Annotated in this window: 26 protein-coding genes and 4 pseudogenes; 29 read left to right on the top strand and 1 reads right to left on the bottom strand. The window is 47.2% G+C overall.

The window, feature by feature from the left end; genetic code table 11:
• Window positions 1-21: 21 nt before the first annotated feature.
• The 9 genes and pseudogenes from O3276_RS04245 to folC form a co-directional block, all read left to right on the top strand.
• A pseudogene (locus O3276_RS04245) lies at window positions 22-1,659 on the top strand (PhoX family protein); the annotation flags it as partial.
• Window positions 1,660-1,834: 175 nt separating this feature from the next.
• Window positions 1,835-2,800 (top strand): hypothetical protein, encoded by a 966-nt coding sequence (locus O3276_RS04240; protein ID WP_269674517.1) that lies wholly within the window; start codon window positions 1,835-1,837, stop codon window positions 2,798-2,800.
• Between the two features lie 169 nt (window positions 2,801-2,969).
• On the top strand, window positions 2,970-3,599 hold the full coding sequence (locus O3276_RS04235) for a hypothetical protein (protein WP_269674516.1): 630 nt from the start codon (window positions 2,970-2,972) through the stop codon (window positions 3,597-3,599).
• Between the two features lie 293 nt (window positions 3,600-3,892).
• Window positions 3,893-4,696: a tRNA pseudouridine(38-40) synthase TruA gene (gene truA / locus O3276_RS04230; RefSeq protein ID WP_269674515.1), complete on the top strand. Its 804-nt coding sequence runs from the start codon at window positions 3,893-3,895 to the stop codon at window positions 4,694-4,696.
• A gap of 329 nt (window positions 4,697-5,025) precedes the next feature.
• Window positions 5,026-5,736, top strand: coding sequence for a phosphoribosylanthranilate isomerase (locus tag O3276_RS04225; protein ID WP_332328183.1), 711 nt, complete (start codon window positions 5,026-5,028; stop codon window positions 5,734-5,736).
• Between the two features lie 71 nt (window positions 5,737-5,807).
• A complete protein-coding gene (gene trpB, locus O3276_RS04220) occupies window positions 5,808-6,980 on the top strand; it encodes a tryptophan synthase subunit beta (protein WP_442876586.1) in 1,173 nt (390 codons plus the stop codon).
• Between the two features lie 24 nt (window positions 6,981-7,004).
• A pseudogene (gene trpA, locus O3276_RS04215) lies at window positions 7,005-7,821 on the top strand (tryptophan synthase subunit alpha).
• Window positions 7,818-8,720 (top strand): acetyl-CoA carboxylase, carboxyltransferase subunit beta, encoded by a 903-nt coding sequence (accD, locus tag O3276_RS04210; protein ID WP_269674513.1) that lies wholly within the window; start codon window positions 7,818-7,820, stop codon window positions 8,718-8,720. The pseudogene trpA and the gene accD overlap by 4 nt, the downstream one beginning before the upstream one ends.
• Before the next feature lie 256 nt (window positions 8,721-8,976).
• On the top strand, window positions 8,977-10,254 hold the full coding sequence (gene folC, locus O3276_RS04205) for a bifunctional tetrahydrofolate synthase/dihydrofolate synthase (RefSeq protein WP_269674512.1): 1,278 nt from the start codon (window positions 8,977-8,979) through the stop codon (window positions 10,252-10,254).
• Window positions 10,255-10,277: 23 nt separating this feature from the next.
• On the opposite strand, the gene O3276_RS04200 is transcribed toward folC, so the two are convergent.
• Window positions 10,278-10,715 carry a DUF29 domain-containing protein gene (locus O3276_RS04200; RefSeq protein ID WP_269674511.1) on the bottom strand — a complete coding sequence of 146 codons (438 nt, stop codon included), beginning with the start codon at window positions 10,713-10,715 and terminating at the stop codon, window positions 10,278-10,280.
• A gap of 154 nt (window positions 10,716-10,869) precedes the next feature.
• On the opposite strand from O3276_RS04200, the gene O3276_RS04195 reads away from it, so the two are divergent.
• The 20 genes and pseudogenes from O3276_RS04195 (at window position 10,870) to O3276_RS04100 (ending at window position 23,817) form a co-directional block, all read left to right on the top strand.
• Window positions 10,870-11,397 carry an SPOR domain-containing protein gene (locus O3276_RS04195; protein ID WP_269674510.1) on the top strand — a complete coding sequence of 176 codons (528 nt, stop codon included), beginning with the start codon at window positions 10,870-10,872 and terminating at the stop codon, window positions 11,395-11,397.
• Between the two features lie 65 nt (window positions 11,398-11,462).
• The gene (locus O3276_RS04190) at window positions 11,463-11,897 is read left to right on the top strand and encodes a nucleotidyltransferase substrate binding protein (protein ID WP_269674509.1); all 435 of its coding nucleotides are present in this window, start codon (window positions 11,463-11,465) and stop codon (window positions 11,895-11,897) included.
• Entirely contained in the window at window positions 11,890-12,207 is a 318-nt protein-coding gene (locus tag O3276_RS04185) for a nucleotidyltransferase family protein (protein ID WP_269674508.1), read from the top strand. Before O3276_RS04190 ends, O3276_RS04185 begins: the two co-directional genes overlap by 8 nt.
• 671 nt (window positions 12,208-12,878) lie before the next feature.
• Window positions 12,879-13,136 carry a Fic family protein gene (locus tag O3276_RS04180; protein ID WP_269674507.1) on the top strand — a complete coding sequence of 86 codons (258 nt, stop codon included), beginning with the start codon at window positions 12,879-12,881 and terminating at the stop codon, window positions 13,134-13,136.
• 32 nt (window positions 13,137-13,168) lie between these two features.
• Complete coding sequence (locus O3276_RS04175) at window positions 13,169-13,480, top strand: hypothetical protein (protein WP_269674506.1); 312 nt, start codon at window positions 13,169-13,171, stop codon at window positions 13,478-13,480.
• Window positions 13,481-13,550: 70 nt separating this feature from the next.
• Window positions 13,551-13,673, top strand: coding sequence for a hypothetical protein (locus O3276_RS04170; protein WP_269674505.1), 123 nt, complete (start codon window positions 13,551-13,553; stop codon window positions 13,671-13,673).
• Window positions 13,660-13,956 (top strand): nucleotidyltransferase family protein, encoded by a 297-nt coding sequence (locus O3276_RS04165; RefSeq protein WP_269674504.1) that lies wholly within the window; start codon window positions 13,660-13,662, stop codon window positions 13,954-13,956. Before O3276_RS04170 ends, O3276_RS04165 begins: the two co-directional genes overlap by 14 nt.
• 87 nt (window positions 13,957-14,043) lie before the next feature.
• Window positions 14,044-14,325: a nucleotidyltransferase family protein gene (locus O3276_RS04160; RefSeq protein WP_269674503.1), complete on the top strand. Its 282-nt coding sequence runs from the start codon at window positions 14,044-14,046 to the stop codon at window positions 14,323-14,325.
• On the top strand, window positions 14,322-14,813 hold the full coding sequence (locus tag O3276_RS04155) for a hypothetical protein (protein WP_269674502.1): 492 nt from the start codon (window positions 14,322-14,324) through the stop codon (window positions 14,811-14,813). Before O3276_RS04160 ends, O3276_RS04155 begins: the two co-directional genes overlap by 4 nt.
• Before the next feature lie 81 nt (window positions 14,814-14,894).
• Window positions 14,895-15,422: a hypothetical protein gene (locus O3276_RS04150; RefSeq protein ID WP_269674501.1), complete on the top strand. Its 528-nt coding sequence runs from the start codon at window positions 14,895-14,897 to the stop codon at window positions 15,420-15,422.
• Window positions 15,423-15,717: 295 nt separating this feature from the next.
• A complete protein-coding gene (locus tag O3276_RS04145; RefSeq protein WP_269674500.1) occupies window positions 15,718-15,969 on the top strand; it encodes a nucleotidyltransferase substrate binding protein in 252 nt (83 codons plus the stop codon).
• 114 nt (window positions 15,970-16,083) lie between these two features.
• A complete protein-coding gene (locus O3276_RS04140; RefSeq protein WP_269673235.1) occupies window positions 16,084-17,487 on the top strand; it encodes a hypothetical protein in 1,404 nt (467 codons plus the stop codon).
• A 139-nt stretch (window positions 17,488-17,626) separates the two neighbouring features.
• A complete protein-coding gene (locus tag O3276_RS04135) occupies window positions 17,627-17,812 on the top strand; it encodes a hypothetical protein (RefSeq protein WP_269674499.1) in 186 nt (61 codons plus the stop codon).
• Window positions 17,809-18,129: a nucleotidyltransferase family protein gene (locus O3276_RS04130; protein WP_269674498.1), complete on the top strand. Its 321-nt coding sequence runs from the start codon at window positions 17,809-17,811 to the stop codon at window positions 18,127-18,129. The genes O3276_RS04135 and O3276_RS04130 overlap by 4 nt, the downstream gene beginning before the upstream one ends.
• A gap of 134 nt (window positions 18,130-18,263) precedes the next feature.
• Complete coding sequence (locus O3276_RS04125) at window positions 18,264-19,397, top strand: ISAs1 family transposase (RefSeq protein ID WP_269674497.1); 1,134 nt, start codon at window positions 18,264-18,266, stop codon at window positions 19,395-19,397.
• A gap of 21 nt (window positions 19,398-19,418) precedes the next feature.
• A pseudogene (locus O3276_RS04120) lies at window positions 19,419-19,625 on the top strand (nucleotidyltransferase family protein); the annotation flags it as partial.
• Window positions 19,626-19,790: 165 nt separating this feature from the next.
• Window positions 19,791-20,922: pseudogene (locus tag O3276_RS04115) on the top strand (ISAs1 family transposase).
• Window positions 20,885-21,292 carry an IS200/IS605 family transposase gene (tnpA, locus tag O3276_RS04110; RefSeq protein WP_332328243.1) on the top strand — a complete coding sequence of 136 codons (408 nt, stop codon included), beginning with the start codon at window positions 20,885-20,887 and terminating at the stop codon, window positions 21,290-21,292. Before O3276_RS04115 ends, tnpA begins: the two are co-directional and overlap by 38 nt.
• 220 nt (window positions 21,293-21,512) lie before the next feature.
• Window positions 21,513-22,811 (top strand): flippase, encoded by a 1,299-nt coding sequence (locus O3276_RS04105; RefSeq protein ID WP_269674496.1) that lies wholly within the window; start codon window positions 21,513-21,515, stop codon window positions 22,809-22,811.
• Window positions 22,801-23,817 (top strand): nitroreductase family protein, encoded by a 1,017-nt coding sequence (locus O3276_RS04100; protein WP_269674495.1) that lies wholly within the window; start codon window positions 22,801-22,803, stop codon window positions 23,815-23,817. Before O3276_RS04105 ends, O3276_RS04100 begins: the two co-directional genes overlap by 11 nt.
• Window positions 23,818-23,876: the final 59 nt, after the last annotated feature.

Raw genomic sequence — 23,876 nt, 5'->3', positions numbered from 1 at the left:
CCCTGGCGGCCAGATGGCAGCAACAGCTGGCGGGAGCAGATGAAGCAGGCAGGCCAGAATCACGATGGGATCTGGTTCTTCCCATTTGCGGACCAGCCGGACGACCATGGCCTGCTGGTCATGAATCATGAGTACATTAATCCTACGCTGCACCCCAATGGTCTGACCATCACTGAAAGCCCGCAGGGATTTAAACAGCGCCCGGCGCATGAAGTGAAAAAGGAGATGGCGGCCCACGGTGTCAGTATTATCGAAGTTCGCAAGCAGTCCGATGGTCACTGGCAGCAAGTCAAGGATTCCCGCTATAACCGCAGGATCACCGGCTTTACCCCCATGGATCTGACCGGTGAAGTGGCCGGTACTGATTTTCTGAAAACCGTGGCAGACCCTGCTGGCCTTGAGGTGCTGGGCACTTTGAATAACTGCGCCATGGGCGTAACACCCTGGGGGACTTATCTCACCTGTGAAGAGAACTGGAAGAACTACTTTGTTAACCGTGATGCTGAAGATTATCAGCAACGCCCAGCCCACCAGCGGTATGGTGTGGCCCAGGACAAGAACAGTAAATACTATGCCTGGGAGTCAGTAGAACCCCGTTTTAATGCGACACCTGACCACCATGCCCCTCATGGCGGTTATGTTAACGAACCCAACCGTTTCGGCTGGGTAGTGGAAATTGACCCTTTTTCACCGGACAGTACTCCAAAGAAGCGCACCTCCATGGGGCGACTGGTCAGAGAGTGTTCAACACTTTCGCTGGGTGATGATGGTCGTATGGCATTCTATTTTGGCGATGATACCCGCGGCGAATACGTGTATAAGTTTGTGCCGGATCAGGCCTATAAACCCGGTAATCCAGCGGCCAACCGGGATATTCTGGATCATGGCACTCTTTATGTGGCGGTGTTCCATGATGATGGTCGTGGTGAGTGGCGGCCACTGGTGTTTGGCCACAACGGCCTGACCCGTCGCAATGGCTTTACCAGTCAGGCCGATGTGCTGGTACACGCCCGTCGGGCCGCGGATATTCTGGGGGCCACAACCATGGACCGCCCGGAATGGGTTGCCGTGCATCCGCAGACCCGGGAAGTCTATGTCACGCTGACCAATAATAAGCACCGGGGCCAAAAAGAGGATCAGCAAACCAATGCCGCCAATCCCCGGGAAGATAACCGCCATGGTCAGATTGTTCGTTTTACCGAGGCAAACGCTGATCCCACGGCCACCCATTTCAACTGGGAGATGTTCCTGCTGGCCGGTGACCGCCCTGGCGCGACACTGGCGGATGGCAGCCCGGTACCTGAACACTTCGTGGGAGATATCAAGGGTGATATTTTCTCTTCGCCGGATGGCATCTGGTTTGACTATCAGGGCCGCCTTTGGATTCAGACCGACTACGGTGACGATGAGGAACGCAACAGCAATATGGGCACCAATCAGATGCTCTGCTGCGATCCGGTCACCGCAGAAGTGAAACGCTTTCTGACTGGCCCGAGAGGGTGTGAAATCACTGGTGTGACCACCACGCCCGATGGCAGAGCCATGTGGGTTAATATCCAGCATCCGGCCATTAGCTTTCCGGCCAGTGATGGAATTACACGGCCACGGTCGAGTACTGTGCTGATTACCAGGGATGATGGTGGGGTGATTGGAACTTAATTGAATCGCGTTTCGTAATAAACAGGGCGAATCCACTGATTCGCCTCCTTGTCTTCGACCGGCGGTGCTGAAAAAGGGCTTTATTACCTGCCAGCAGGAACTTTTTGCTGGCTTGGGCATCTACAGGGTTACCTCACGTTAAACGTCAGATTCTTCCATCGATAGCGGCTTAACTATGAATATCAACTCAGGTGCAGGTTCGACGACCAATGTTGTTATTTCTTCCTCTGTAGCGAAGGATGCCCTGACCTTGGCAGGTACCCTGTCAGGGCTTGCTTTCGGCTTTCTTATAACCCGCCTCCCGGACGACGGCAGTTTTCTGAGTCGCGCCTTATATATCGGCGCTTGTAGCGTTGTGGGGCATCTCACCGCCAAAACTGCCAATCACAGTGGTGCCGCCTTCTGGCAACGAGCTGTGGAAATTCCTGATACAGTATCCATACATATCAATAACCCTGATATTACCCCCACCAGTCAGGATTCTCATATTGTCCGGGATAGCGGCTCAACTATGAATACCAATCCAGGTGCAGGTTCGACGACCGACTTTGTTCTTTCTACCTCGGTAATCAAGGATACCTGGTCTTTGGCAGGTGCCCTGTCAGGAGTTGCTCTTGGCTCTTTTGTATCTTTGTTCTCGGACAACGACAATTTGCTGACTCATAGCTTATTTTTGGGCGCTTGTGGCACTGCTGGATACCTCATCACACAAAGTGCCTATCACGGTTGTGCCGCCTTCTGGAAAGGCTCTGAGGTTATTCGTGCTACCGTATCCACGTATATGAATAACCTTGGTATTACCCCCTTCAGTCAGGATTCTCATATTGTCCAGGCATTTACCTACGCCGGAGCGTGGTATGGCCTGTTTTACAGTAGTGCCCTCGAAGATCCATTACTGATTCGATCAGAAGAGGCAATAGAAATGGAAAGACGTGCGCACTGGGGCCGAAATTATGAGCCTCCTCCTTGTCTGGTTCCTCCGGATGCTATGCAGCGAATCAAGTCTGGCTCAGGCTCGGCCATGCTCGGTGCCGGTGTCGGATATCTGGTAGGAAAAACGCTGGACTATACGGCAAAAGCCGCCTTTTCCGGTGCCAGAATGGCGGCTGAATGCCTTAGATCGATAGCCACTGGTCGCTGAATAGGTAGACAGCCACCTGTTTGTGCACAAACTCAGTGGCACGGGTGTAGCTGTGCACGCGCTGAAAATACTTTCATTACCTGCCAGCAGGAACTTTTTCCTGGCTTAAGCATCTACATGGTCGCCTTACGTAAAACGTCACGTTCTTATATCTGAGAGGGACTTAACAATGGATATCAACTCTGGTAAAGGCTCAACGAACAACATTATTGTTCCTGCCTCAGTAATGAAGGATTCTATGGCGATGGCTGGTGCCATGACAGGGCTGGCTTTCGGCCTTCATACAGCCCGCTTCTCGGTTGATGACAATTTTCTGAATCGCGCCTTATATACGGGCGCTTATGGCGTTGCGGGAAACCTTATCGGGAAAGGGGTCTATCACGGTTGTACCGCCTTCTGGCACGCTTCTGTGAAAATTCGTGATACCGTATCCACGTATATGGATCACCTCGGTATCACTCCCTTCATTCAGCAGGATTCTCATATTGTCCAGGCGTGTACCTACGCAGGAGCACTCTGTAGCCTGGGTTGCAGTAGGGCCATGGCAGTTCCAATGCGGGTGCTGGGTCGACCAGAAGAAGCGTCCATACGTGCGAATTATTCTGATGCTTCGATTCGAATCCTGGCTGGCACATGCTCGGTCATGATCGGTGGAGGTGTCGGGTACCTGATGGGAAAAGCGCTGGACTATACAGCAAAAGCAGCCTTTTACGGTGCCGGAATGGCTGCAGAACGTCTTGGTTTGACAACCACTGTGGGCGGGAGTCCTGGGGAACAGACCAAGAATAATCTCGACTGAGTCAATTGGTGCAACTGAAAGGATTATACAGCAGAGATCACCAGACAGAAGCAAAGGATAAGAGTACTTCAGCAGCGGGCAATGAATCTGTTACGATTCCATCCTGTAGAACCGGTGTTGCGACAGCCTCGGGACCATGGGAATGAGTCCGGAGAGGTTGTGGCAACGAGGTGTCTATTTATGTATTACAGAGCTTGGCTGCACTAACCCGGAAACATCTCCTGGTGGTAATCTACCCGCGCACTCCTGCTTAAATTCTGCCTTTGGCTATTTTCTATAGGTGTTTTTCTTTCATGCCCCGTTATGCTGCCAGTGTTCAATACGATGGCTCCCGTTTTTTTGGTTGGCAGGTTCTCAAGACCGGTTTGCCCACGGTGCAGGCTGCGGTAGAAGCTGCGCTGTCAAAAGTGGCTAACCATCCTGTTGCCGTTGTCTGTGCAGGAAGAACCGATGCCCGGGTTCATGGCTGTAACCAGATTATTCATTTTGATACGGATGCCGTTCGTACCGAGCGGGGCTGGGCTTATGGCGCTAATGCCAATTTGCCGGATGACGTGGCCGTAAACTGGGTGAAGCCGGTTTCTGATGATTTTCATGCCCGCTTTTCTGCCCTGTGGCGACGTTATCGTTACGTGATTTATAACCATCCCATTCGGCCCGCACATCTCTCCAAAGGGGTGACCTGGAACTATCGGCCGCTGGATGTTGAGCGCATGAAGGCGGCGGCAGAGTGCCTGGTGGGCGAACATGATTTTACCTCTTATCGTGCGATTCAGTGTCAGGCAAAGAACCCGGTCAGGCATGTGACCCGGCTGGATATTTCCCGCCACGGACCACTGATTGTTATTGATGTGCAGGCCAATGCGTTTTTGCATCATATGATTCGTAATTTTGCCGGGGTGTTGATGGCGGTGGGTTGCGGCAAACGTGAGCCTGGCTGGGCAAAAGAGGTGCTGGATGCTCGGGATCGTGCCCAGGGTGGGGTAACCGCTTCGCCCTGTGGGCTTTATTTTGTCGATGCGGGGTACGATAAGGTGTTTGGACTGCCGGCCAGTGAATCGAACCCACACTTTATTGCGCCATTAATTCCGCTTTAAATCGGCGGTTTTTCCAGAGCTGGCATACGTTTTCCGTGCAATGGATGGGTTCCTCTCTATTGACCTGAAAACTCTGTTCGTTCTGTAGCGGAGATCTTACTGAGCTGCAGAACCACGTTCATTCTGAGGCTGTCGAAGGGTGTGGACTGTGAACCAACCGTAAAGACCGTGCCAATCACCCTTCGACTCCGCTCAGGGTGAACGGAGATTGTACACATGAAACTCATTGAAATGATGTGCCAGATGCAGTAATTCCCGAAATGTTCTGATAAGATCAACGATCGCTCAGGGGTTGCCTATTCTTTCGCATTGATCTTCGGCAGTACAGTGTGAAAGCACCTTCAAACCCTTACCCTGTGGTTGGCTCTGTGTCCCGGGTAATCTCCCGACACAGGGCGTGGGAAAGAGAACACCGGGAAATGGAAGTATCTCCTCGTATAAAAATCTGCGGAATTACCCGTGTTGATGATGGTTTGATCGCTGCTGACAGCGGGGCGGATGCCATCGGTCTGGTGTTTTACCGGAAAAGCCGTCGTTGTGTCACGGTTGAGCAGGCCGTGGAGATTGTTCGGGCTCTGCCGCCGTTTGTCTCGGTGGTTGGGCTGTTTGTCGATGCCTCCGATGAGCTGATTCAATCGGTTCTGGACGCGGTTCCTCTTTCACTACTGCAATTTCATGGCAATGAACCGGAAATCGAGTGCGCCCGCTGGGGGGTACGTTATATGAAGGCCTTCCGTGTTCGTCCGGATATTGCCGTGGCCGACATGGTGGCTCCCTATACCAGTGCCTGTGGCTACCTGCTGGACAGTTATAAGCCCGGGGAGGTGGGTGGCACCGGTGAGTCTTTTGACTGGGATTTGATACCCCATGAGCTGAATAAACCGATGGTGCTGGCCGGAGGTCTGAGTCCTGATAATATCGCTCAGGCAGTGAACAGGGTTCGACCCTATGGAGTTGATGTCAGCAGTGGCGTAGAGAGTCAGCCTGGCATTAAGGATCACGATAAAATCAAAGCCTTTATCAAGGCGGCAGGAAGATGATGGTCGATCAGGAAATTTTTGAGTCCCCCGTTCTTTCTTCTGAAGAACACAAGTACGATCAACCGGATTTAATGGGGCATTTTGGCCGTTACGGTGGACGTTTCGTGGCTGAAACCCTGATGGGTGCGCTGGAAGACCTTGATCGCACCTGGCGTGAGCTCTGGCAGGACAAGACCTTTCAGGAAGATTTTGATCGTGACCTGGCTGACTTTGTCGGCCGTCCTTCACCGCTCTATTTTGCTGAGCGATGGACTCGGGCGCTGGGTGGCGCAAAAATCTACCTGAAGCGTGAAGATCTCAATCATACCGGTGCCCACAAAATCAACCACGCGGTTGGTCAGGCGCTGCTGGCCAAACATATGGGGAAAACCCGGATTATTGCCGAAACCGGTGCCGGTCAGCACGGTGTTGCCTCGGCGACGGTGGCCGCCCGTCTTGGGTTGGAGTGTGTGGTTTATATGGGGGCCAAGGACGTAAAACGTCAGGCATTGAACGTCTATCGCATGAAACTTTTGGGGGCCACCGTGGTACCGGTAGAAACCGGTTCCCAGACGCTGAAAGACGCGATTAATGAAGCACTCAGGGATTGGGTAGCACGCCCTGAAGATACCTTCTATCTGCTGGGCACAGTTTGTGGCCCTTCACCCTATCCTGAAATGGTGCGTAATCTGCAGAGTATTATTGGCCGGGAAGCCCGTCGGCAGATTCTGGAAAAAGAAGGCCGCCTGCCGGATGCCCTGGTTGCCTGTGTGGGTGGTGGTTCCAATGCCATGGGGCTGTTCCACGAATTTATTCAGGATAAAGCCGTTAAGCTGTATGGTGTTGAAGCGGCAGGACACGGTGTTGATACCGATAAGCATGCGGCCCGGATGAGTTCCGGCCGCCCGGGCGTTTTGCAGGGCGCAAGAACCTATCTGATGACCAACGAACATGGCCAGATTATTGAGAGCCACTCTGTGTCGGCCGGATTGGACTATCCGGGGGTTGGGCCAGAACACAGTTACCTGAAAGATATCGGCCGTGCACAATACCCGGCGGCAACGGATGAAGAAGCCCTTGCGGCCTTTCGCAAGCTGACCCGCCTGGAAGGCATTATGCCAGCGCTGGAAAGCGCCCATGCCCTGGCCTGGGTTGATAAACTGGCACCCACGATGAGCCAGGACCAGATCATTATCTGTAACCTGTCTGGTCGTGGTGATAAGGATATTCATACCGTTGCCACTATTGATGGCCTCGAAGTATAAGGTGGGCACCGCATGAGTCGTGAAATAAACAGAATCAAAGCCCGCTTTGAAACCTTGCAGGGGCGTGAACGTAAAGCTCTGATACCCTACATTCTTGCCGGTGACCCTCCGGGCAAGACTGTTCGAGGTTATGCACCACCTGGTGGACCATGGTGCGGATATGATTGAGCTGGGCTTTCCGTTCTCGGACCCGGTTGCGGATGGTCCGGTGATTGCCCAGGCCCATGAGCGGGCGGTATCACACGGTGTTACATTGCATGACGTTTTTGCAATGGTTTCTGAGTTCCGGGAAAGGGATAATGACACACCGGTTGTCCTGATGGGCTATCTCAATCCGGTAGAGATCATGGGCTACCAGCGGTTTGTTGAGTTGGCCAGTCAGGCGGGTGTTGATGGTGTGCTGATGGTGGATCTGCCACCGGAAGCCGCAGGTGATTTACTGGATATGCTGCATAACCGTGGTATTGACATGATCAGCCTGATTACCCCGACCACATCCGATGAACGAATTGCCAAGATCTGCCGGGTTGCCAGTGGTTATCTCTATTATGTATCCCTGAAAGGGGTAACCGGTGCGGCAACCCTGAATACGGCAGAAGTTGAAGAGCGGGTCAACCACATCCGGCGTTTTGCTGACGTTCCGGTGTGTGTTGGCTTTGGTATCCGCGATGGAGCCTCGGCTGCCGCCATTGGGCGAATGGCAGACGGCGTTATTGCGGGCAGTGTGCTGGTATCTGAGCTGGCTCAGTATGGCAATGAGGGACAGGCCTCCATTGACCGCGTTGCCAGCCGAATTGCCGAAATGCGCTCAGCTATGGACGATGACAGGACGAATGAATGAGCAACTGGTTAGTCGATAAACTGATTCCATCGTTATCACGCGCTGCTATTGCGCAGAAAAGCAGCAGTGTGCCAGAAGGGCTTTGGCGCAAGTGTGTGAAGTGTGAGGCCTTTCTCTATCGCCCCGAGCTGGATAGAAACCTGGGTGTTTGTCCCAAGTGCCAGCATCATATGCGAATCAGTGCCCGCACGCGACTGGATTACTTTCTTGACAAGGAAGGAAAGGCTGAGCTGTTTGCTGACCTTGAGCCCAATGACCGGCTGAAGTTTCGCGACACAAAAAAGTACCGTGATCGACTGGCAGCGGCGCAAAAGCAGACCGGCGAAAAAGATGCTCTGGTGGCCATGCGTGGTACCGTCGAGGACATTCCGGTCGCGGCCGTTGCCTTTGAGTTTTCTTTTATGGGTGGCTCCATGGGGTCGGTGGTCGGGGAAAAGTTTGCCCGTGCTGCCGAGTTATGCCTGGCAGAGAAGATGCCGTTGATCTGTTTTTCAGCCAGTGGCGGTGCCCGAATGCAGGAAGCCCTGTTTTCCCTGATGCAGATGGCGAAAACCAGTGCGGCCCTGGAAAGAATGCGTCAGGCGGGTATTCCTTATATCTCAGTGATGACTGACCCGGTGTACGGCGGTGTTTCTGCCAGTCTGGCCATGCTCGGTGATATCAATATGGCTGAGCCCGGTGCCCTGATTGGTTTTGCCGGTCCCAGGGTGATTGAACAGACCGTCCGGGAAAAGCTGCCGGAAGGCTTTCAGCGCAGTGAATTCCTGCTGGATCACGGTGCTATTGATATGATCGTTTCCCGTTCTGAGTTGCGATCCACTATCGCCAGGCTTTGCCGGAAAATGCAGGGCAGGCCGGATGCTGATGTGGCGCTTGCTGATACAGTAGAAGTTGCCTAATCCAACCTAAGGCTGGTTTTTTCTCCGGCCTTTTCTCTATATTTTGTTCCCGCGCTCTGGGGGTGTTGCAAAAGTTATAAAAGCCTTGAACCACAAAGGCACAAAGACACAAAGTTTTTTCTGGGCTTGCCTGAGCTACGCTCAGCAAACAAAATGGCTTTCTTTGTGCCTCCGTGTCTTTGTGGTTCACTTCTTTTTAAGGCCTTTCGCAACACCGTCGCTCTGCGTGGGAATGCATACGTCTGGAGATGTGACGTTGTCCTCGTTTGAAAAGAAAGAAAAAAGCCTTGCACAGTGGTTAACCTGGATGGAAGAAACTCGTCCGGAGCATGACATCGACTTTGGGCTGGACCGGATTCGGCTGGTGGGTGACAGGCTGGATTTGCTCAAGCCTGCGCCGTTCATTATCACCGTGGGGGGCACCAATGGCAAAGGCTCGACGCTGGCCGTTCTTGAAGCTGTTTTGCTGGCTGCTGGTTACAAGGTAGGTCTATTTACATCACCTCATTTTCTCAAGTTTAACGAAAGAATTCGCATTAATGGCGAACAGGTCAGTGATGACTGGCTATGTGATGCTTTTGAGAAGATCAATGAAGGTCGAAAAACGACATGGCTAACCTATTTTGAATTTACCACCCTGGCTGCCGTGGACTGCTTTAAAAGGGCGGAGGTGGATGTGGCACTGATGGAAGTCGGCCTGGGTGGACGACTGGATGCTACCAATGTGATTGACCCCGATGTGTCGGTAATTACCACGGTGGCGCTCGACCATCAGGAATACCTTGGCTTTAGCATTGAAGCGATTGCCAAAGAGAAGTCAGGAATATTTCGTGCCTGTAAACCTGCGATCTTTGGTGATCAGCCAGTGCCGCAGGCAATCACCGACATGGCTGAGCGTCTTGGCAGTGCCCTGTATTGCAGAGGAGAGGCGTTTACCCTGGCAAGGTCGGGTAATACGTGGCATTGGTCAGGTAGTGAAAATCAACAGCTGGACAACCTCCCTGTTCCCAATGTGGTGATTGATAATGCCGCGACGGCATTGCAAGCGCTGCAATTTTTACCAGAGCCTATCGCTATTGAAGCTGTTCGAAAAGGCTTGTCACAGGTATCGGTTCCCGGACGATTCCAGCAGCTGATGATGGAAAATGCGTCAGGTGAGTCCATTGATGTGGTGCTGGATGTTGCCCACAATCCTCAGGCAGCAGAAATGCTCAAGCAGCGTCTGGATGAATCTCTGGCAGAAGGTAAGACACGAGCAGTGATTGCCATGTGTAAAGATAAGGATTATATGGCGGTTGTTGATTGCTTGAGTGGCAATATTGATGAGTGGTACGTTGCCCGGTTTGAGTCTCCAAGGGCGCTGACTGAGCAGGAGCTGGCGCAGAAGCTGGTTGATCGAGGTTATTCAGTTAATTGTTATCAGCAGGTTGCTGAAGCATTGCATCATGCCCTGGCAAACTCAACTTCTGGGGATAGAGTATTGGTTACGGGATCGTTTATGACGGTATCTGTTGCTTTGACCAACAGCCACTGAGTACACGGTTTCAGTGTAATTGCTCAAATATCAGGCCAGAATTGTTCATTCATAATTTGTTCGTAGGTCCATGGGCATGAGTCTGGAAAATGTTCCTTGCTGATGCCGGTTTCCTTGAAGGCAGAAATCCGTGCCGCTGGATAGGCATCGACCATGGCTTCATTAATCTTGGGCTTTAGCCCAGGGTTTTCTTTGATCACCTTCTGAATACGAAATCGCTGCTCTTCGATAGACCCCTGCCAGCTACTGCCCCTGTGATCAGGTTGATAAGCCCACTTCAGCAAATGCATGAGCAGAATATCCAGCCGGTGACTCAACAGCCGGTATTCGCTTCTGCCCATGCTTTCAATTTCCTCAAGGATATTGTCCAAATCCAGTTCTTCCAGCCTGCCCTGGCGAATGAGTTCTGCCTGTTGCTGTGTCCAGCTGTAAAAATCAGTTTCGTATAATGGTTCAGTCATGCTGATAAGTCCCTTCGGTATCGTGCGCTTAATTGTTGTAGGTTTAGTTGGAATTCGCTTAAGATGCAATGAGTTTCAGGCATTGACCTTTAATTGACTTCCCGCCATCTGTGCAGGGATGTACACTGTTTTATCTATCATTATGGAGCGTATCTTGGGCGAGGGACTTAAGCAAAGACTAATAGGTGCTGTGGTATTGCTGGCCTTATTGATCATTCTCGCGCCCGCACTGTTCAGGGGAGGGGAGACTCATCCTCTGGTCACCTCCAGGCCTTCCCCGGCAGCCCCTAAGCTTGAATCCCCCCCAGTGCCTGCATTTGTCGACCAGCTGGATATTCCACCGGATGTTGTTGAAGTAGTGCCTTCTTCCACTGAAACTGTGCTCGAGCCAGAAAATGATCGTACTGAAAAAGCCACAGGTGTGGACGAATCAGGGCATCTGAAAGCCTGGTCTCTCCAGTTGGCAACCTTTGCGGATAAAAACAATGCCCGCAACCTGGAAAAACAGCTGAAGACTAAAGGGTATAGTGCTTTTCAGAAGAAAATTTCTACAGAGGCAGGCAAGGTTTTTTATCGGGTCTACATAGGGCCGGAAGTAAGGCCGGATGAACTTCAGCAGCTAAAGGTTACCATCAAGAAAGAGTTAGGGCTTGAGGGTATACTGGTTCGTTATGTTCCATAATAGGCTTTAAACTCGGGCTTCTTGTGACGCTTGAGGCTTTCTGTGGAACAAATTCAGGAAAACTTATGACAATAGATACAACGTTCTTCAGCCGCTGTATTAAGACTCTTGATATGGCCTATGAAAAAGTTGTCCAGGCTGAAGATGGCAGTATCGATTATGAGATGTACCGATCTGCCTGTGTGAAAGAGTTTGAGATTATTTTGGAGCAGGCTGGCAAGTTGCTGCGCAAGTGTTTGAAGGATTTTATGCATAGCCCCAAGGCGGTTGACCGAATGGTGTTCAAAGAGGTCTTCCGGCAAGCTGCCCAGCATGATTTGCTGTCACTGGAACAGGCAGAGCGCTGGTTGTCTTACCGCGATAATCGCAACAATACCGCCCATGACTATGGGAAAAAGTTTGCAGAATACACCTTGAAATTATTGCCGGACTTCATGGCGGATGCACAGGCCCTGGAAAAATCCATAAAACAGCATTCAGAGCAAGTGGATAATGATTGACCTCAGGGATAAGGATCGCAAGGCAATCTGCGCTATTGCTGAACAGATATTTGCCCCGGGCACTGAAATCTGGGCTTACGGTAGCCGGGTCAAGGGAACCAATCATGACACCAGTGACCTGGATTTGGTTGTGCACTTTCCCTCGGATCAGGACAAGATGACAGGCTATGAGCAGTTGAGCCTGTTTCTCGAAACCCTGCGGGACTCCAATATACCCATTATTGTCCAGGCACTTGCCTGGCACAGTATTCCTGATAGTTTTCGTGAGGAGATAGATAAAAAACACCAGGTGCTCTGGCGCTGCCAGTGAAGGAGCCGTCACCGGGAGTTTTGCCTGAAGGTGGGCAATCCACAGATATTCGGTGCCTTTGATCATGTCCCTCATAAAAAAATCACGAATAAGTGCTTTTCCGGTCGTGATTACTTAGTGGCTGTCGTGTAGAATCCCCGTTCTTGTAAAGCTACTAAAACAATAAGGCCTTAAACAGGCCTTATTACGTTAGGGAGCCGCATAAAAAATTTTTACGCTGATGCAACTTTTGCTCGAGTAGATTGGTTGTTTTCCGCGCAGCTGTTTCGGCATATGCTTAAGTCGATGGGCGGTAGCGTACTTTTCGGTTGGTTTATATGATTGAGCAGCTTATAAAAAGGCTGCTAATCTTTCTTTCTACTGCCCTTCTTATAATATTCCACAATATAGTTGGAAAGGTAGAGCGATTTCTCCACCAGATTTTCAAGCCTGAAGCATTGAGCGTTGTAACCAGCAAAAGCTAGGAGCCTGTCCGAGAATAGCGCCCGTAGCGAGGATGGCAGAAAATTGAGGATAAAAATTTCGTTTTGTGAGGTGAATAGCGGGGCTATTTGCCGAACAAAACGGAATTTTTAGACCAATTTGCTGCCACCGCAGTAGGGCAGTCTATTCTCGGACAGGCTCCTAGACTAGTCCTGAAAGGTGATTTAACCGGCAGGCCTTGAGGTCAAATGAAAAACACAAACAGCTTTGACCAGATTGATGCACTTAAGCACCAGCTTGATACCTTAAGGCCTCTGCCGAAGGAAACGGTCCGGTCGCTCCATGAGGCCCTGGTATTAGAATGGACCTACCACTCAAATGCCATTGAGGGTAATACCCTGACCCTGAAAGAAACGAAGGTTGTGCTTGAGGGTATTACTGTTGGCGGTAAATCCCTTCGGGAGCATTTTGAGGCCTTGAATCGTTATATCCGTATTATTGAATAATAATAGTTATAACCGCATCAATGGATTCCGAGATGACCCTGAATACTTCATACCTGAAATTGCTGACGCAGAACTGGTTTCAGGCCTGTCGCACGGCTACCCGGTTGTCTGTTTCTGTCGTCAGGCTGAAGGCAGATTTACCGTTGACAGCGGACGATTTGCAAAACGCAGATGAAGACCTGATGGAAAAGCTGGACGCCTTTCGTGTTCGCTATGGTGATCTTCAGGACTTTCTTGGTGGTAAAGTGTTCCGTAGTTTGCTGATGGCTGAGGATGAAGAGCCGGTCAGTATGGCAGATATTCTTAACCGGATAGAAAAACGGGGGGATTCTGGACTCTGCTGATCAATGGCGTCAGTGGCGTGAGATCCGAAATGCGTTTGCCCATGATTATCCGGAAGCAGAGGCAGAAAGAGTGAATGCGTTAAACATGGCATGGCAGAATACGCCGTTACTGCTTCAGGTTGCCGAGAATGTTTACCGTTACTGCGAACAGCAAGGAATAGAGCTAACGGAGATAGAGCGTGCGGATATCTGAGGCGATGGCACAGAGTATCGTCGAACTCGCAAGAAAACATGTAGCAGAAAATGCCCGCGTCTGGCTGTTTGGCTCCCGGGCTGATGATACAAAAAAGGGGGGGGATATTGATCTTTATATCGAGGCAGACAATATCGGTAATACCCTGGAACGAAAAATTAACTTCCGGATGGCATTTGAAGACCGCTGGGGTGAGTTGAAAGTGGATATCCTCATTCATGATACCCGGCATGAAACGCTGGCCATTCATGAGATTGCCAGGCAAGGGGTCAGGCTTGGTTAGTGATTAAAGATTAAACGACATTGACAACAGACCTGGATTGTCTTTTTACAGCGCTTTTCACAGCCTTTCTAAATAGGTTAAGCAATATTGAGACTCACGAACGAAGAGCAAAACGCCATTAGAAAGGTGATTCATCAGGCAGACCCTCAGGCGCAAATATGGTTGTTTGGCTCAAGGGCGAATGACCAGGCAAAAGGTGGAGATATTGACCTGCTCATCCTGTCAAAAACATTGGGTTTGAAAGACAGGGCAGGCATACGGTTGGCTCTGTACGACCTTATCGGAGAGCAGAAAATTGACCTGGTGATTGCCGCAGACGATACTGACCCATTCACCCGTATCGCGCTGGCAGAGGGAATCCGGCTATGACTAACGAGTCAGGCAAAAAGCAACAGGCAGGGGAAAAAAATACCGACCGAATCCTGTTATTAGAACAGCAGCTGTTGGCCATGGCCCAGATGGAAGCCCTGCTAAAATGGTCGCTGGATCGCTGTCAGGCCATACTACTGACTAATGACCAGATGCCGGAACAGGAAGACCTGGAAAAGTTCGAATCACTCACCGCACGATTTGCCCGCTTTAACGATATTCTGTTACAAAAAATATTTCGCCTGATCGACACCATTGACTTGGAAGATGTCGGCACCGTCAGGGACAGAATCAACCGTGCAGAGAAAAAAGGGCTGATTGAGGATGCCCAGCGGTTTATTGAAATCCGGGAATTGCGTAACAGCATTGCCCACGAATACCAGCCGGAAGCGCTGAGGGTTATTTTTCCTGAAACGTTGCAGGCTACACCCATTCTGCTGGATATTGCGGAACGAGTGCGAAAGTACTGCCAGCGGTATAATTCCTGAAAATTGATCTGGTCATCTACCGACAAGGAAAACCCCGGGAAGCGATTCACCATGAAGCCAGAAATACCGGGATTCAATTGAATGGCAACCGAGCAGGGCAAAGGAATGGGTAGTGGACGACAAATTACAGATGTTATCGGGCGCACCCTCTGGATTTGTGACCGTCATGCCTTGCGCCTTGAATGGGTGATGGCCGAAGTGAAAAGCCTGTTGCCATTGAGTGCCAAAGCGTTTGAAAACCTTGCCCCGGCTGAAGTGGCGTACATGGATCAATTTGCCACCCGGTTCAGTAAATTACAGGATGCCATGGGCGCAAAACTCTTTCCTCAAGTGCTGGATTTGGTGGGAGAGCAGGGGGCGTTGAACACCTTTATCGACAAGCTCAACCGGCTGGAAAAAATAGGGGCGATTGATAATGCAGCCCAATGGCCTCTATTTCGTGAGTTACACAATGCTTTTGCCCATGACTACCCGGAAGACAGTGAACTGAATGCCGAGACGTTGAACCGGGCCTTGCCGCTGGTCAGCGAGTTGTTAACGGTCTATCGTAATATTCGGGATTTTGCCTTGCGCTATGGGGCTGCTTTGCCTAGTACATGGTTTCAATGAGTTTGCCAGGTTGTTGTTATCATATGCCTCTGCACTCCGTTCGTCCTGAGCCTGTCGAAGGGCGCAACTCCGGCCCATGATAGATCGTGCCAAACACCCTTCGTCCGTGCATCCTGAGCCGAGCCAAAGGGCACTCAGGATGAACGGAGAGGGTACACGTCAATCTCATTGAAATGATGTACCAGGGCGAGCAGTAATGGCTGTCAATAAAGGTGAACTCCGCTGAAAGCCCGAGCGAAGCGGTGGCGTTGTCCCGGCAGCGAACTCAAAATAGAAGAGGCAAGGCCAATTAAAAATGATCGACTACGGCAAGTTTAAACAGTCACTCACTCTGCTGGAATCCCAATATCACCATCTGCAAACACTTGATGACACATTACCCGACTGGCTGCAAGAGGCAGTATCGGAATCCGTTATCCAGCGATTTGAAACCTGTTATGACTGCATGTGGAAAGTGCTAAAGCGCTATTTGAAAAACAGCCTGGGGTTACCCGACGTCCCCAACAGCCCGAAACCGTTGTTCCGTATTGCCAATGAAAACCAGTAATTCCCACAACGACTGAAAGCCCGCTGTTCCCAAGGTCTGGAAGCTTACAGGACAATTTCAGCTACGCAGTCTAAAATAGATGATGCTTTTGGCAAAATAGCAACACAGTATCCTATGCCTACCTCTCATAATCATTCGGTTACTACTGACCTCATTGATCTTGTCTTTGAACAAGTTCAAGAGATTCCCGATCCTCGCTCACAAAAAGGGCGCTCATCAAATTTTTCCATTTCCGATTTGTTTATGTATGCCCTTGCTGTTTTTCATAACAAAAATCCATCGTTACTGGCCTGCGATGACAAACGTGAACAGCCCACTATCAAGGAAAACGCCAAGAGTTTATATCATGTTCAAAATATACCCTGTGATACCTATCTGAGATCAATAATTGATCACGTTAAGACAAAGCATATTCGACCACTGTTTCTCGCCCTTTTTGCTTATTGTCAGCGTCGTGGGAAATTGAAACATTTTCAATATTTTAAAGAGGGCTACCTGGCTCCCATTGATGGCACACAAACTTTTACGTCAAAGAGTATCAATTGTAAAAACTGTTGCACAAAAAACGCCGACAATCCTAAAAAAACAACTGTTTTCTATCATCAGTTATCCGCGATCTGTCTTGTAAAGCCAGGATTGAAAACAGTTCTGCCGTTAATGCCAGAACCTATTACTCAACAAAAAGATGCTTCCAAAAATGACTGTGAAGTGCGTGCCCTTGAACGCATTCTGGAAGATCTCTCCAGGGAACACTACCACCTGAAATTGGTACTGGGTTTAGATGGTCTCTATTCCAAGGGGCCAACCCTTAAACTCATCCGGTCTTATGGTCACAATTTTATCACTGTTGCCAAGGACAGTGATCATGAGGCTTTGCTGGAAGCCGTTGATGATCTGGACCGGGAAGGCAAAGTCCGTCGGTTCACTTATACCGACAAACGGGGTCACCGGCATTCGTTTCGCTACGTAAACGATGTTCCACTCAATAAGTCACATCCTGATTTTATGGTCAATTATGTCGACTATGTGGAAACGGATTCGGATGGAAAAATAAAGTACTGCAATAGCTGGGTAACCAGCCTGCCCATTCACAACCATATGTGTTGCATGAAAATCATGCGAGGAGGACGCGCACGGTGGTTAATTGAAAATGAAACGTTCAATACACTGAAGAATTTGGGTTACAGTCTTGAGCATAACTATGGTCATGGTGAAGAGAATCTGGCAAGCAACTTTGCCTGTCTGATGTTTCTTGCCTTTCTGATTGATCAAATTGTTGAGCTTTCCTGCCCATTATTTAATGAAGCGCTGAAGGCTAACAAGCGGAAAAAGATTTTTTGGGAAAAGCAGAGGAATTTTTTTGAGATTTTTGTGGTTAGTTCCTGGGTGTTATTCATGAAGGGGCTGATCTTGCAGGGTACACCTGAACCAAAACCGAAAGGCAAGCGAGTGAAACCAAGTGAACAGCCAAAACGGAAAATGATCAGCATCCGGAGTTTATTCCCTGATACGGCATAGTTACCAAATAATAACCCATTTTCTTCAGTGAATTTAAGTTAACCTATGGATCAGATTTTGTGCTGAGTTTTTTGTTTGTGTCCAAAAAAGTAATGAGACAATTAAGGGAAAATCTTTATTTTTTCCCTTTTTGCGGGAATTGCTGAATGAAAACCGACTGCTGCCGTCGGATGTTACCCAATGGCTGATCTATGCGGATAGCCGCATTGGTACATCCCATGATTATGATGGTGAAAAAGCAAAGGCTGCACTCGATTTAATGGGTGTATTTATAAAGGATGCGGTTGCCTTATACGAAACCATGAGCGGGGAACCCTGGTTATGAATTGCTCTACCGATCATCCCCCGGAACACCTTGACCTCAGACATGATGAACTGTTACTGCTACAGGCATTGCTGAAAAAACATTTGCCAGATATCGAAGTCTGGGCTTATGGCTCAAGAGTTAAAGGCAAGGCTCACCTCGCATCAGATCTTGATATGGTTGCCTTTTCCGGCCCGGATCAGGCAATTGCGATAGCTGAACTCAGGGAGGCGCTGGAAGAGAGTAACCTGCCATTTCGGGTCGATCTTTTTGTTTGGGATCAGGTGCCTGAGAAGTTCCGGAAAGTGATTCGGGAAAAGTATGTTGTTGTTCAGTAGTCGTTTGGTTTCAAGCTAGGGAAAAATCATGAAAGCCCCCGAAGTCATTGGGATCAATGGCTATAAGGACATCCCCTTATAGAGCAAAATATACATCCAGTGTCTTATACAAAAAAGATTTGGATGTTCTGGAAATGAATGCATTTGATTTAATGAATAGGCTATCTGTCATTTATGACGCACGTCAACAATGGAAAGTAGACCATAAACTTGCAGATATTCTGCTCTTAGTCATTTGTGCAGTCATTGCGGGTTGTGAAGGCTGGGAAGAAATTGAAGACTTCGGCAATGAGCGACTGGATTGGTTAAAAAAATATGGTGAATTTGAATACGGCATTCCTTCCCATCATACAATTTCCAGGGTAGTTGCTGCTATTAACCCAAAACAATTCCAGAAATGCTTTATTGAGTGGATGCAAGCCTGCCACCGGGCAACCAATGGTGAGATCATTGCAATTGATGGAAAAACAGTAAGAGGATCTTACGACAAGGGTAAGGATAAAGGAGCAATTCACATGGTGAGTGCGTTTGCTACTGCTAACGAATTGGTTCTTGGTCAAATTAAAATTAATGATAAAAGTAACGAGATTACCGCCATACCTGAATTACTTGAACTCCTTGAAATTCGTGGATGCCTCGTAACCATAGACGCCATGGGGTGTCAGAGGGATATTGCTAAGAAAATCGTCGATAAAGGCGCTGATTATTTGCTAGCGGTAAAAGGTAACCAGGGCAAGCTTCATGAGGCGTTTGAGAATCATTTTTCTGTTGAAAAAGTGAATCAATGGAAGGGTGACACTTTCAGAACTGAAGAAAAAAGCCATGGTAGAATGGAAACACGTCTTCACATAGTTAGTGATATTTTTGATGAGTTTGTTAATCTTTCTTTTGATTGGCAAGGAATGAAAACTCTCGGAATTATTTTGTCTGCAAGAATGGAAGACGGTGTATTTAATGCTGACGACATCAGTGTGCGTTATTACATTTCCTCTGCGGAATTAACTGCAGAAAAGTTTGCACATGCTGCAAGAGAGCATTGGGCAATCGAAAATAAACTCCATTGGAAAATAGATGTTGCAATGAGAGAAGATGATTGTCGAATCAGAAGAGGCAATGCAGCTGAAATGCTCGCTGGTTTTCGACATATGGCAGTTAATATGTTGAACAATACCAAAACCTTTAAAGCTGGTCTGAAGCGGAAGCAGAAAAAGGCCGCCATGAGCACTCGATATCTGTCTGAAGTCCTCGCAGGGTGCGGGGTTTCATGATTTTTCCCTGTCTGGGCTTATGGCTCAAGAGTTAATGGCAAGGCCCATTTCGCATCGGATCTTGATATGGTTGCCTTTTCCGGCCCAGAACAGGCAATTGCCATAGCTGAACTCAGGGAAGCGCTGGAAGAGAGTAACCTGCCATTTCGGGTCGATCTTTTTGTCTGGGAGCAGGTACCTGAGAATTTCCGGAAAGTGATTCGGGAAAAGTATGTTGTTGTTCAGTAGTCGTTTGGTTTCAGGCTGGGGATTAACAGCAAAAAGCGAACCAATCCGTAGGGAAAAATCATGAAAGCCCCGAAGCCATTGGGTTCAATGGCTATAAAGATATCCCCTTATGGAACAAAATATACATACATTGTCTTATACAAAAAAGATTTGGATGTTCTTGAAATGAATGCATTTGATTTAATGAATAGGCTATCTGCCATTTATGACGCACGTCAATAATGGAAAGTAGATCATAAACTTGCTGATATTCTGCTCTTGGTCATTTGTGCAGTCATTGCGGGTTGCGAAGGCTGGGAAGAAATTGAAGACTTCGGCAATGAGGGACTGGATTGGTTAAAAAATATGGTGAATTTGAATACGGCATACCTTCCCATCATACAATTTCCAGGGTAGTTGCTGCCATTAACCCAAAGCAATTCCAGAAATGCTTTATTGAGTGGATGCAAGCCTGCCACCGGGCAACCAATGGTGAGATAATTGCAATTGATGGAAAAACAGCAAGAGGATCTTACGACAAGGGTAAGGATAAAGGAGCAATTCACATGGTGAGTGCGTTTGCTACTGCAAACGAATTGGTTCTTGGTCAAATTAAAATTAATGATAAAAGTAACGAGATTACCGCCATACCTGAATTACTTGAACTCCTTGAAATTCGTGAATGCCTCGTAACCATAGACGCCATGGGGTGTCAGAGGGATATTGCTAAGAAAATCGTCGATAAAGGCGCTGATTATTTGCTAGCGGTAAAAGGTAACCAGGGCAAGCTTCATGAGGCGTTTGAGAATCATTTTTCTGTTGAAAAGTGAATCAATGGAAGGGTGATACTTTCAGAACTGAAGAAAAAAGCCATGGTAGAATGGAAACACGTCTTCACATAGTTAGTGATATTTTTGATGAGTTTGTTAATCTATCTTTTGATTGGCAAGGAATGAAAACTCTCGGAATTATTTTGTCTGCAAGAATGGAAGACGGTGTATTTAATGCTGACGACATCAATGTGCGTTATTACATTTCCTCTGCGCAATTAACTGCAGAAAAGTTTGCACATGCTGCAAGAGAGCATTGGGCAATCGAGAATAAACTCCATTGGAAAATGGATGTTGCGATGAGAGAAGATGATTGTCGAATCAGAAGAGGCAATGCAGCTGAAATGCTCACTGGTTTTCGACATATGGCAGTTAATATGTTGAACAATACCAAAACCTTTAAAGCGGGTCTGAAGCGGAAGCAGAAAAATGCAGCGATGAGCACTCAATATCTGTCTGAAGTCCTGGCAGGGTGCGGGGTTTCATGATTTTTCCCTGTTTCGAGTTCTTACTGGTGTAGTAAAGGCGGAGGTGCATAACTGTATCCAGGTCTTTTGCAGCCAGCTTCAATGCAGGGTTGTAGAACTGAATATTCAGAATGATCATGTGCATTTACTGGTGAAAGTGCCCCCAAAAGTTTCGATCTCGCAACTTGTCGGAACGGTGAAAGGGCGGACGGCTCTGAGGTTGTTCACAAAATTCCCTTATCTTAAGAAGAAGCCTTATTGGGGTAATCACTTCTGGGCAAAAGGGTATTGTGTTGACACTGTTGGAGTTGATGCAGAAATGATTCGCAAGTATGTAAAGTATCAAGAGAAGAAAGAACGTCTCCAGCAGGAGATAGACTTTAGGAAATAACCTTCAATTTTGGGGCAACTCGCACCAGCCTTCTCAGAAGGCTGGCGGTTTCAGCCCCCTTTTAGGGGGCCCAAAGCAAAACCACGTTCTAAGAACGTGGATCATTTACTTCATGATGGAAAACTTTTCCTTGCAAAGCGGGGCGGACCACATATGACTCCGGTTTTTGCCAGTTTTACTAATCGGGGCTAACAACCTGGCATAGAGTTTTAGTTTTAATATGAGAAAAGCTGTACTATCAATCATGATGCTCTGCTTCGGGACTTTATTTTCTTCAGGACTCGCTTTTTTAACACAAGTTATTATTGCAAGAAATTTAGGGCCTGAGCAGTATGGTGACTTCTCTTCTGCATTAACACTGGTTTCTCTTTTAGTACCTCTAGCTGGATTTGGTGTTTCTCAATGGTGGTTGAAACAGTTTGGGAAGGAGGGAAATTTTGCTCAACGTTTTATCCCAGTTTCAATGAGGTTTGCTTGTTTTACTACAGTCCTTGCAACGATGTTTGTTGTAATCTGGGCATTAGTTGGACCTCATAGCAATACATATAGGAATATTCTTTATATCATATCATTATATATTGCAGGTCAATCTGTTGTTGAGCTTGTTTCAAGTCGACTACAGTTAGAAGAAGCCTATTTTAAACTTACCTTTTGGCAGGCTCTACCTCATTTTTCTAGATTAGCATTAGTATTTCTTTATTTTTATTTATTCGCAGGTACTGTTGAGGCAAGTACTGTTGCCATGGCTTTTTCTGCAGTGGCATTAGTGTTAATAGTTTCTAGCTTTTATCCTTTATGTCAACTCTACCTTGGAAAAGTCAGTTTTCATAAATATGAGATAGTAAATATATTAGATCACACAAGTAAAAAGGTGGGCATGAGAGAGGTTTTTCTTGATGTATATCCATTCGGTTTGGCAGGAATATTTCATTTATTATATTTCCAGAGTGACATCGTATTAATAAAATATTTAATTGGTTCAGAAGCCGCTGGGATTTACAACGTTGCATTTATGATAATTACGGTAGTCATGATTCTTCCAAGTATCATTTATCAGAGATATCTTTTGCCTAAAATGCATAGGTGGGCTAATCATGATCAAAAAGCATTTAATAAAGTATATAAATCTGGTAATTATTTGATGCTAGGTTTAGGTGTTTTTATCATGATTATAGTTTTGTTTAGCTCGCCTTTTTTTGTACCTTTAATTTTTGGTTCTAGCTACGAACAATCAGTTTTATTAATTTCAGTTCTTTCTTTTTCCATTCCAGTCTTATTTCTGGCTAGTAGTGTTGGCGCAACATTAGTAACACAGGAAAATATGAAAATTAAAGTTAAAGTTATGGGTTCGGTGGCAATCATTAATGTAATCCTTAATATTGTATTTCTTCCCCTGTATGGAGTTGTTTCAGCAGCAGTTGTTACCACATTTTGCAATTGTGTACTTTTATTTTCATATTTTTGCGTAAGATTTTACTCAAAAACTTTTCCAAAGAAGGATACAATTAATGAGGTTTAAAAAATATCTGCAGGCCACTTTGCCTGATTCAATGATTAATCTTCTAAGATTTGTTAAGGAAGCTTTAATATTTCCGTTAAATGTTCTGTATGACTCATTTCGTTATGCTGTATATTCTTCAAGCTTTGTGGGTGAAAGTAACAAGGAAAGAAAGTTAGCAATGTTACTTAAGCATGCTCATATTATTGAAAAAGGTTTATCACTTCCACAAACTAGGCCCGGTTATGGAGAAAAGATTGTAGAAAAAGTGCTTTTACAAATTGAAAGTTATATCAGTGCTTATGGCATGGATGAAATTGTATTATTTGCATTTAAGGCACTTAAAAAATATCAGCTGTTTAATCTGGAAAATGGTATTTCCTTAGAGAAAGTAGACGGGAAAATAAAAAAATTAGAAAAGGTTTTAAATTCGAGTCTAGTTGGTAGCGCTGAAGGTGGTGTAAAATATATTCAAAGGGATGAAATAATTCAGGGAGCTGGTATTGACTTCAAACTCTTTTTAGATACTCGTTACAGCATTCGTGATTTTGGTGAAGACTCAGTCTCAATAGATATAATTAAGTCGGCTGCAGATATGTCTAGAAAAACACCATCAGTTTGTAACCGACAGACATCTCGTATCTTTATTTATAGTTTGGACGAAGATAAGAAAAAGTTATTGACCTTACAAGGTGGGAATCGAGGCTTTGGCCATTTAGCTAGCCATATTGCTGTGGTAACTTCTGATCTCCATTCTTTCGTTGGTGTTTCAGAACGAAATCAATCATATATTGATGGTGGGTTAATGGCTATGACTTTTGTTTATGCATTACATTCAAAATGTGTCGGCACCTGCTTTTTGAACTGGTCGGTTACTGCCGGAAAAGATATGGAGTTGAAACGTCAGTTTAATATACCAAAGTCGCATGTGGTTATTTCGATGATAGCAATTGGTAGTTTACCAAAAGATCTTGAAGTGGCTTATTCTCCAAGAATCAGTTTAGAGAAAGTTTTGACAGTAGTATAATCGTTAGTTTTCACTTATTTCAAAGATTTGAGTTCTTTTCTCTGGTTATACCTTTGTTC

The sequence above is a fragment of the Endozoicomonas sp. GU-1 genome (genome assembly GCF_027366395.1).
Taxonomy (GTDB): Bacteria; Pseudomonadota; Gammaproteobacteria; order Pseudomonadales; family Endozoicomonadaceae; genus Endozoicomonas.
This window is presented reverse-complemented; position numbering and strand designations above follow the sequence as displayed.